This is a genomic window from Okeania sp. SIO2C9, assembly GCF_010672455.1.
GTDB lineage: Bacteria > Cyanobacteriota > Cyanobacteriia > Cyanobacteriales > Microcoleaceae > Okeania.
The window spans coordinates 29,994-39,940 of the sequence record NZ_JAAHGO010000081.1 but is presented as its reverse complement, the minus strand read 5'-3'; the positions used below and the strand labels follow the sequence as shown (position 1 = coordinate 39,940).

At 36.1% G+C, this 9,947-nt stretch carries 8 protein-coding genes; 5 read left to right on the top strand and 3 right to left on the bottom strand.

The window, feature by feature from the left end; translation table 11 throughout:
• A partial coding sequence (locus F6K23_RS33865; protein WP_293164559.1) for a tetratricopeptide repeat protein occupies positions 1 to 1,727 on the bottom strand: 1,727 nt, incomplete at its 3' end.
• Positions 1,728 to 1,757: 30 nt separating this feature from the next.
• Positions 1,758 to 2,732, bottom strand: a complete 975-nt coding sequence (locus tag F6K23_RS33860) for a lipopolysaccharide assembly protein LapB (protein ID WP_293164557.1) — start codon at positions 2,730 to 2,732, stop codon at positions 1,758 to 1,760.
• Between the two features lie 69 nt (positions 2,733 to 2,801).
• Here F6K23_RS33860 and F6K23_RS33855 point away from each other — a divergent pair, with 69 nt between their 5' ends.
• From F6K23_RS33855 to F6K23_RS33835, 5 genes are all read left to right on the top strand, one after another.
• The gene (locus F6K23_RS33855; RefSeq protein ID WP_293164554.1) at positions 2,802 to 4,067 is read left to right on the top strand and encodes a competence/damage-inducible protein A; all 1,266 of its coding nucleotides are present in this window, start codon (positions 2,802 to 2,804) and stop codon (positions 4,065 to 4,067) included.
• Between the two features lie 292 nt (positions 4,068 to 4,359).
• Positions 4,360 to 4,494, top strand: coding sequence for a hypothetical protein (locus F6K23_RS33850; protein ID WP_255502456.1), 135 nt, complete (start codon positions 4,360 to 4,362; stop codon positions 4,492 to 4,494).
• Positions 4,495 to 4,522: 28 nt separating this feature from the next.
• On the top strand, positions 4,523 to 4,969 hold the full coding sequence (gene aroQ, locus F6K23_RS33845) for a type II 3-dehydroquinate dehydratase (protein ID WP_293164552.1): 447 nt from the start codon (positions 4,523 to 4,525) through the stop codon (positions 4,967 to 4,969).
• Positions 4,970 to 5,392: 423 nt separating this feature from the next.
• A complete protein-coding gene (locus F6K23_RS33840; RefSeq protein ID WP_293164550.1) occupies positions 5,393 to 6,535 on the top strand; it encodes an ADP-ribosylglycohydrolase family protein in 1,143 nt (380 codons plus the stop codon).
• A 60-nt stretch (positions 6,536 to 6,595) separates the two neighbouring features.
• Positions 6,596 to 9,085, top strand: a complete 2,490-nt coding sequence (locus tag F6K23_RS33835; protein ID WP_293164548.1) for an HD family phosphohydrolase — start codon at positions 6,596 to 6,598, stop codon at positions 9,083 to 9,085.
• Positions 9,086 to 9,154: 69 nt separating this feature from the next.
• Here F6K23_RS33835 and F6K23_RS33830 read toward each other — a convergent pair whose 3' ends face one another.
• Positions 9,155 to 9,310: a hypothetical protein gene (locus F6K23_RS33830; protein ID WP_287523161.1), complete on the bottom strand. Its 156-nt coding sequence runs from the start codon at positions 9,308 to 9,310 to the stop codon at positions 9,155 to 9,157.
• Positions 9,311 to 9,947: the final 637 nt, after the last annotated feature.

The window sequence follows — 9,947 nt, the reverse complement described above, 5'->3', positions numbered from 1 at the left end:
TAACCCTCATAACCTTGAGGTTGATGTGGATACTTTTCTATTAACTGTTGAAAAACTGCCTCAGCTTCATCAAAACGAGATAAATTTATCAACACATTGCCCTTTTGAACTTGGAAACCAATATGTTCGGGAAACTTTTTAAGAGCATTTTCCCAACGTGACAAAGCTAAATTCCAATTTGCTAAACTATGGTTTAATCTCGCATAACCCTCATAACCTTGAGGTTGATGTGGATACTTTTCTATTAACTGTTGAAAAACTGCCTCAGCTTCATCAAAGCAAGATAAATTTATCAGCACATTACCTTTGCTAACTTGGAAACCAATATTTTCTGGAAACTTTTCAATAGCACTTTCCCAACGTTCCAAAGCTAAATTCCAATTTGCTAAACTATGGTTTAATCTCGCATAACCCTCATAACCTTGAGGTTGATGTGGATACTTTTCTATTAACTGTTGAAAAACTGCCTCAGCTTCATCAAAGCAAGATAAATTTATCAGCACATTACCTTTGCTAACTTGGAAACCAATATTTTCTGGAAACTTTTCAATAGCACTTTCCCAACGTTCCAAAGCTAAATTCCAATTTCCTAAACTATGATTTAATCTCGCATAACCCTCATAACCTTGAGGTTGATGTGGATACTTTTCTATTAACTGTTGAAAAACTGCCTCAGCTTCATCAAAACGAGATAAATTTATCAACACATTGCCCTTTTGAACTTGGAAACCGATATGTTCGGGAAACTTTTTAAGAGCATTTTCCCAACGTGACAAAGCTAAATTCCAATTTCCTAAACTATGGTTTAATCTCGCATAACCCTCATAACCTTGAGGTTGATGTGGAGACTTTTCTATTAACTGTTGAAAAACTGCCTCAGCTTCATCAAAACGAGATAAATTTATCAGCACATTACCTTTGCTAACTTGGAAACCAATATTTTCTGGAAACTTTTCAATAGCACTTTCCCAACGTGACAAAGCTAAATTCCAATTTCCTAAACTATGGTTTAATCTAGCATAACCCTCATAACCTTGAGGTTGATGTGGAGACTTTTCTATTAACTGTTGAAAAACTGCCTCAGCTTCATCAAACCGAGATAAATTGATTAAAATATTGCCCTTTTGAACTTTAAAGCCGATATGTTCAGGAAACTTTTTAAGAGCATTTTCCCAACGTGACAAAGCCAAATTCCAATTTGCTAAACTATGATTTAATCTCGCATAACCCTCATAACCTTGAGGTTGATGTGGAGACTTTTCTATTAACTGTTGAAAAACTGCCTCAGCTTCATCAAACCGAGATAAATTGATTAAAATATTGCCCTTTTGAACTTTAAAGCCGATATGTTCAGGAAACTTTTTAAGAGCATTTTCCCAACGTGACAAAGCCAAATTCCAATTTGCTAAACTATGATTTAATCTCGCATAACCCTCATAACCTTGAGGTTGATGTGGATACTTTTCTATTAACCTTTGAAAAACTACCTCAGCTTCATCAAAGCAAGATAAATTTATCAGCACATTACCTTTGCTAACTTGGAAACCAATATTTTCTGGAAACTTTTCAATAGCACTTTCCCAACGTTCCAAAGCTAAATTCCAATTTCCTAAACTATGGTTTAATCTAGCATAACCCTCATAACCTTGAGGTTGATGTGGATACTTTTCTATTAACTGTTGAAAAACTGCCTCAGCTTCATCAAAACGAGATAAATTTATCAACACATTGCCCTTTTGAACTTGGAAACCAATATGTTAAGGAAACTTTTTAAGAGCATTTTTCCAACGTGACAAAGCCAAATTCCAATTTGCTAAACTATGATTTAATCTCGCATAACCCTCATAACCTTGAGATTGATGGGGATACTTTTCTATTAACTGTTGAAAAACTGCCTCTGCCTCATAAAACTGAGATAAATTGATTAAAGCATTGCCTTTTTGAACCTGAAAACCGATATTTTCGGGAAACTTAAAAATCGCCTCCTCCCACCGTTTTAATGCTAACTCCCAATCTGCAAAATAATGAGTTAATTTTGCATAACCATGATAACCATCTGGTAATTCTGGATAAATTTTTATTAATCCTTGAAAAACTTTCTCTGCTTCCTCAAACCTGCCTAAAGTAATTAAATTATTGCCACAATTACGATAAATAGACATCGGTTGTTTAGAGTTGAGAATTAAAGCTTGTTGGTAAAACTCAACAGCCTCCTTTATCTTTCCTTCCTTATTTAATTTATTCCCACTCTCAACACAATTTTTGGCAACATCTGTTTGTAACCAAGATATTTTTTGAGTTGCCCTCAAGTGATTTGGATTAAGAGAAACAATTTTTTGCCAAGTCTTGAAAGCAGACACAAAATCAGATTTAACTTCATAAGCGAAGGCTAAAGTTTGATGATAAATAGCAAAATATGCTTGTAAAGAAATAGCCTTTTGCGAACAACTAATAGCTTCATCTAATTCACCTTGTTCTATTAAAACTTCGGCTAAACTATTGTGGAAGCAAGCAGAATTAGGATTAAGTTTAATAGCCTGTCGATATTGGGATATGGCATCAGACCATTTTTCTTCTTGGACAAAAACTTGACCCAGGTAATAGTAATTCCAGGAGAAATTGGGCATTAATTCGATGAGTCTCTGATATTCTTTTTTGGCATCATCTAATTTATTGGCCCTCAATAGTTCGTTAGCAGTTTTCAGGGAGCTTCCATGTATAAATTTAGTCATCTAATTAGATTTTGAGCTAACTTAAAAAATGTATATATAACGTACAAAAATTTACTAGGCTCTACTTAAATGATTGCAGAAATTATATGTGTTGGAACAGAACTACTATTAGGAGATATCCTGAATAGTAATGCTCAATTTTTAGCCCAAGAATTAGCAAGATTAGGAATAGCTCATTACTATCAAACCGTAGTAGGAGATAATCCAGAAAGAATCAAACAAGTATTAGCGATCGCTACCCAACGCTCCCAAATATTAATTTTTACAGGAGGTTTAGGTCCGACCCCAGACGATTTAACCGTGGCCACCATCGCGGACTATTTCAATACTCCACTGATGGAAAGACCAGAAATAATAGAAGATATTACTAAAAAATTTGCCCATCGGGGTCGCACCATGACCGCCAGTAACCGGAAACAAGCCTTAATTCCGCAGGGTGCAAGTATTTTGCCTAATCCTATTGGTAGTGCTCCAGGAATTATTTGGCAACCAGTGCCAAATGTAACAATAATGACTTTTCCCGGAGTTCCCACCGAAATGAAATTAATGTGGCAAGAAACTGCTGTACCTTATATGCAGAGTCAGGGTTGGTGTGGTGAAACTATCTATAGTCGGACATTAAAATTTTGGGGCATTGCAGAGTCAGCTTTGGCAGAAAAAGTAGCCCCATTGTTGGAAATGAAAAATCCTACTGTTGCTCCCTATGCTAATTTTGGAGAGGTAAAATTACGAATTTCTGCTCGTGCTGAGTCTCAGGAATTAGCAGATGAATTAATTTTGCCTGTAGAACAAAAAATACGAGATATTGCAGGAATTGACTGTTATGGCATTAATGATGACTCTATAGCTTCAGTAGTAGGAAAATTATTGTTAGATGCAGGGGAAACTTTAACTGTGGCCGAATCTTGTACTGGTGGAGGTTTAGGTAGTATGTTGACTTCTACTCCAGGTAGTTCGCAATATTTTTATGGTGGAGTTATAGCTTATGAAAATATTGTAAAAATTTCTTTGTTAGATGTTAGTCAGGAAGATTTAGCGACAGAAGGTGCTGTGAGTCATGCAGTGGCAAAACAAATGGCAAGTGCGGTGGTGAAGAAGTTAAGAAGTAACTGGGGAATCAGTATTACAGGTATTGCCGGACCTGGAGGTGGAACAGAATTTAAGCCAGTGGGTTTAGTTTATATTGGTATAGCAAAAATAACTGGTGAGGTAGAAAGTTTTGAATACCGCTTTGGTGCTTTACGCAGCCGAGATTGGATTAGAAGAGTGAGTGCCTGTACAGCTCTCGATTTGTTAAGAAGAAAATTATATTTATTTGCTGGAAAACCACAATAATAAAAGATTTGATTATAATGAACCAATAATAAATAAACTTATGGACAAAAGTCCATTTTTTTGAAGACAAATTAACTTATCATTGCTGAATGGCCATATACCCCTACAGCAAAGATAGTGTTAATATAAGAGTTAAAGATAAACAAACCAAAAGCCACGATGAATATTTATTGTGTTGTGGCTGAGTTGTTAAAATCTTTCAAGACTTTTGTATGAAAAGGGAAGCGGCAGAACCCGCCCCGCTTACCCCTCACTATAAAAGGTGAGAGTATTCAGCGGGAATAAAATATTGATGGATTTCATTGACAAGGTAATAGAAAAATTAAAGGAATGGACTCGCAAGCTGGTTGATTCTTTATTAGGTCCAGAACCAGAACCAGAACCAGAACTCATTCCCATTCCAGTCAACGACCGCTCTCGTCGCTGATAATTCTATCATTCAACGTTTAAATTATTTGTTTAGGATTTTAGTTTTACATGGGCCAAATTTGAATCTCCTGGGTCTACGAGAACCAGGAATATATGGCTCTGAAACTTTAGATAATATAAATGGACTGTTAGAGCAAGAGGCGGAAGCCCTGGGAATAAAAATCTCTGTATTACAGTCTAATCATGAAGGTGTCTTGGTGGATGCAATTCACTCAGCTAGTGAGCAACACCAAGGCATAGTTATTAATGCCGGGGCATATACTCATACAAGTATTGCCATTAGGGATGCTATTTCTGGGGTTAATATTCCCACGGTAGAAGTACATCTGAGTAATATTTATCGTCGGGAACAATTTCGACATCATTCTTTTATAGCACCAGTAGCTGTAGGTCAGATAAGTGGCTTTGGTTCAGAAAGCTATATTTTAGGGCTAAAAGCAATAGTTAATTATCTTCAAAAAAGTATCCGTTAAATAATTGCCTAAATCTAAATATAGCTGGAAATTTTGTAGAGAAAAAAAATGTATCAATTAAATTATTCAATAATAGTTAATAAATCGAGTAAGCTGGAACGAATTATTAACACAATAACTATTTAATTCAAGTTATAGAATATTATTGTTAATAACATTAGTATAATCCTAATTATCAAGAATTAAATTATTCTTATGCATAAAAATTATTTTGATAGTAAGTCTTAATATAGATATGTAAAGATTATCAAAAAAATTCAATATAGCAACCCTAAATAGGTATAGCGACCCTAAATAAGTTTTGAAGAAAAGTTAGTCTGAGAAAGTATATATGAAACTTAGCCTAACTTTCTTCTATCCATACTCTACTGTTCATTACCTATTGAGGATGTATATTAAGAAAGATAAATTAATGAGTAAATAATGCAGCATTCTCTATTAATCAAGTTTCAAGGTGCTTTATTAGGAGCAGTTTTAGGAAATCAGTTAGGTTATTACTTTGAGTATCAAAAAATAGAGAAAGAGCAAACAAATTATAAAATCTCGATAAATAAACATAAATTATACCCGTTACATTTAGGGAAGCAAAGATTACAAAAATGGGGAAAAATTACAGTTAATTGTGCAAATAGCTTAATTAGAAATAAAGAATTTAATCAAGAAGATTGGCATAAAGTTTATGAAGAATGGCGAGATGATTGGACTAATAAAAAAGACCAAAGTGGCAAAACAAGTCAGGTAAAATATTCTCAAAAAAAAGTAGAAAAATTTCCAGAGATATTTGATAATGAATTGGCTGATATTTACTACATAGATAAAGATGATGTATTTTATCCTACAGCTAGTAATGCAGTTATAGCAAGCTTGCCAGTAACTTTGCTATATCACGAAGATGAATTGAAACTGCAACAAAAATTACAGCAATGGGGAAAAATTTGGCAAAATTACTCAGATATCAATCCAAGTAACTTAGCAATTGGATATCTTATAGCCCAAGCTTTGACAGAACAACTAGATACCCAAACTATAATACCCAAAATTATCGACTATATTGGAGAAACAGAACCATTAGTAGGGCAACTAAGACAAGTAGAACAATTGATTAATCAAAAAGCAAATTTAGATACTGCAATAACTCAATTATCAAAAAATCTTAAATCTTGTTCAAGACAGGAGATATTTTCTGAAAAACAAGAAAACTCTATCTCTTGTCCTTTTTTTTTACCTATCTGTTTAGCCTTATACTGTTTTCTCAGTACCCCAGAAGACCTGAGTTTAGCAATATTAAGAGGTTCAAGAACAAAATGGGCAACCCAAATCTGTACTATAGTAGGTACTTTATCAGGAGCTTATAACAGTACTATTGGAATTCCTGTAGAATGGCGACAAAAAATGGGAGCAGAACTTTTGGGAATAAATGAAGCAGAAATTCTGAATTTGGCCAAAAAACTTTGGGCAGTTTGGTGTGGAGTTTATGACCCAAATAATATGACACAAAATATAGTGCCAGCAGTTGCTGCCAAGAATATAATTTGTCCTCGCCCACGCAAAGCTAGTGGATATTGAAAACTCTATGATGTGTAGACATCAACAAATATGCATCTGACACATTTAATTGGGAAATTATTGAAGCCCCAGAAAAAACAACAATTACCGAGTTGGTCAACTCTGGCAACTTCACCAATTTTAGTGGTGCTGGCAATAGCATCTCTAACAGCTACTATGGGTCAACGTTACTACAGTCAGCCAAAGTTAGATGAGGGAACTGTTGCTCCTCAAACTATCCTTGCTCCGAAAAGTGCTATAGTTCCTGACAATAAATTAACTGAACAGCAGCGCAAATCAGCTAGACTTGGTGACATCACTGTATTGATGATTGATGAGTCAGTCAATCAAAGAGTTGACAAAGAATTAGCTGAAATACTGGCACTGGGTAATCAAGTTAGAGAGATAGTTGTTAATTTTCCATTTGTGAATACAGGTATATTATCAACAAATACTCAGCTACATCTACAGCAAGTTTCCCAAGAAAAGTGGGTGGCTATTCAACAAATAGTAGAGGAAGAGTTAAAAGAAAGACCTCCAGGACCTCAACCAGGAATAACTGCTGATTCTATATTAACTAAAAACTCAATAGAACTTGTCAGTAACAATGATAACGTTATAGATGATCGATTATTGACTAAGGTATCAGTCCTAGCAGACTATCAGGAATATAGTCAAAATTCTATAGTTATTAGTAGTAAGGATCGACAAGCAATTTCAGAATTATTAGCTTATCGCAAAAAAAGTTTTTTTCAAAACTATGAAAGAGTTTTGTACGAGATTTCACAAGCTCGTGATTTGTACAAAGACGCAACAGAAGCTCTGGCTAAACAGCAAGAAATTGAAGGTTATGAGGTATACGATTCTACTTTACTAGAACTATCTGACACTGACTGGCAAAAAACTCAAGTAGGTATTAAAACTGTAAAAGAGCGAATGCTAGCTCAAGGAATATCGCCAAATCTACCTAAGCAGGAATGGGTTAAAGCACTAAAGGTACAAGTAAATGGTGTAGTTCCTGTGGTGGCGGAAGATTTAGCAATTAATGTTTTAAAGGTAGCTTTGGAGGCTAATTTATCTCTAGATCCAGAAGGCACTAAGCAATCAGTGGAACTGGCAGCACAAGATATTGAAACAGTTACATACAAGGTCCGAAAGAATGAAGTCATTGTCAGGAAGGGGAAAAATATTAGCCGTAAGGCATTTGTGTTACTAGATCATTTTCGCTTAAGTGACCGTACAGTTAATTGGCATGGTTTGGGGGTTTTTGTAGGTATTGTTAGTGGAGCTGTAGTTATAGTAGTTCTAGTAGAAAGGCAATTTAAACCTTGTCTAAGGCGCAGAGATAATATACTTTTGTTGCTTTTGAGTTTGAGTGCACCATTACTGATAACTTTGAGAATACCGTGGAGCAGTTTACCAGCAATTGGATTGTTGGTAGGAACTTTTTATGGTTCAACTATGGGAGTGACAGTGGTGGGATTAATCTCTGTGATACTGCCTATTGGGATGGATGTTGACAAAATAGATTGGTTTGCCAGTGCTGCTGGTGGTATTGTTGGCAGTGTAATAGCTGAAAAAATGCGATCGCGTGAAGAACAAGCATTGTTAGGTTTAGGGGTAGGGTTAACTCAAGGTACTGTTTATTTGTTGATACATTTGATTGTCCGTGAAACATCAGGATTACTATGGTATGCAATCATAGGTCCGGTAGGTTCGCAAGCAGTAACAGGTGCAGTAACAGGTTTGGTTTGGAGTATTGTTGCTTTGGGTTTGAGTCCATATTTGGAGCATTTGTTTGATTTGATTACTCCGATTCGTTTGTCTGAATTGGCTAATCCTAACCGTCCTCTGTTGAAGCGTTTGGCATCGGAAGCACCTGGTACTTTTCAGCATACTCTGTTTGTGGCAAGTTTGGCAGAAGCGGCAGCACGAGCAATTGGTTGTAATGTGGAATTGGTGAGAACGGGTACTTTGTATCACGATATTGGTAAAATGCACGATCCATTAGGATTTATTGAAAATCAAATGGGTGGACCGAATAAACATGATGAAATTAAAGATCCGTGGGTGAGTGTGGAAATTATCAGAAAGCACGTTACGGAAGGATTGGTAATGGCTCGTAAACACCGATTACCAAAGGCTATTAAAGCGTTTATTCCTGAACATCAGGGTACAATGTTAATTGCATATTTTTATTATCAAGCTAAACAAAGAGCTGATAAGGGAGCAAAGGTAGTTAAGGAAGAGATGTTTCGCTATGCAGGACCGATTCCACAATCGCGAGAAACTGCTATTGTGATGTTGGCAGATTCTTGTGAGGCAGCATTACGATCGCTCAAAGATGTGACTCATAAAGATGCTTTACAGATGGTGAAGAAAATTATGCGGGCACGTTGGCAGGATAATCAATTGGCTGATTCTGGTTTGACAAGGGCAGAAATGTCAACTATTGCCGAAATTTTTGTACAAGTTTGGGAACAGTACAATCACAAACGTATTGCTTATCCTAAAGCGGCAATGAATCCAAACCAAGTAAAAACTGTAAAGTCAGTTGTTAGTTCTAATTAAATGTTTTTCAACAAAGAAGGAAGAAAGAAGAAGGAAGAAAGAAGAAAGAAGAAGGAAAAAGGCGATTAGTTATAGCAACCGCCAAGTTGGTGTTTGACAATTAGTGCGAGCATCTTGCTCGCGTAATGAATCATCATAATTGCCTGATATCCTAACTATACTATAGTGGCCACTGCTATATATTGGCGATCGCTTTTCTCTAATACAAGGAAGAAGTAATATCAAATCCAGTTAAACAGCCATAGAATGGTTAACTTAGGAGGAGTCAACCCACCCCTCGCCCCTCCCCCTCCCAGGAGGGGAAGTCAGGAGTCAGGAGTCAGGAGGAGAGAGAATTACAAAGATGAGCGTAGTTATGACTATTGGATAATTTTTTTATGTCCAATAAAACGGATTTGATATAAAAAGCAAGAAGGAAGGAGGGCGTTTAGTTATCTAGGAGGGCGTTTAGTTATCTAGGAGGGAAGGAAATATCTTGCGTTGTCTGAGTTTTAAGCTTTTAATATGTCCGTGCCCTTTCCTTCGACTGCTATAAAAATTAATAATATCAAATCCTAACTATAGTGGCCACTGCTATATATTGGCGATCGCTTTTCTCTAATACAAGGAAGAAGTAATATCAAATCCAGTTAAACAGCCATAGAATGGTTAACTTAGGAGGAGTCAACCCACCCCTCGCCCCTCCCCCTCCCAGGAGGGGAAGTCAGGAGTCAGGAGTCAGGAGGAGAGAGAATTACAAAGATGAGCGTAGTTATGACTATTGGATAATTTTTTTATGTCCAATAAAACGGATTTGATATAAAAAGCAAGAAGGAAGGAGGGCGTTTAGTTATCTAGGAGGGCGTTTAGTTATCTAGGAGGG

Excerpts from the sequence above, each read along its gene's own strand:
- F6K23_RS33860 (WP_293164557.1), bottom strand. The coding sequence starts at position 2,732 with ATGACTAAATTTATACATGGAAGCTCCCTGAAAACTGCTAACGAACTA.
- F6K23_RS33855 (WP_293164554.1), top strand. The coding sequence starts at position 2,802 with ATGATTGCAGAAATTATATGTGTTGGAACAGAACTACTATTAGGAGAT.
- F6K23_RS33850 (WP_255502456.1), top strand. The coding sequence starts at position 4,360 with ATGGATTTCATTGACAAGGTAATAGAAAAATTAAAGGAATGGACTCGC.
- F6K23_RS33840 (WP_293164550.1), top strand. The coding sequence starts at position 5,393 with ATGCAGCATTCTCTATTAATCAAGTTTCAAGGTGCTTTATTAGGAGCA.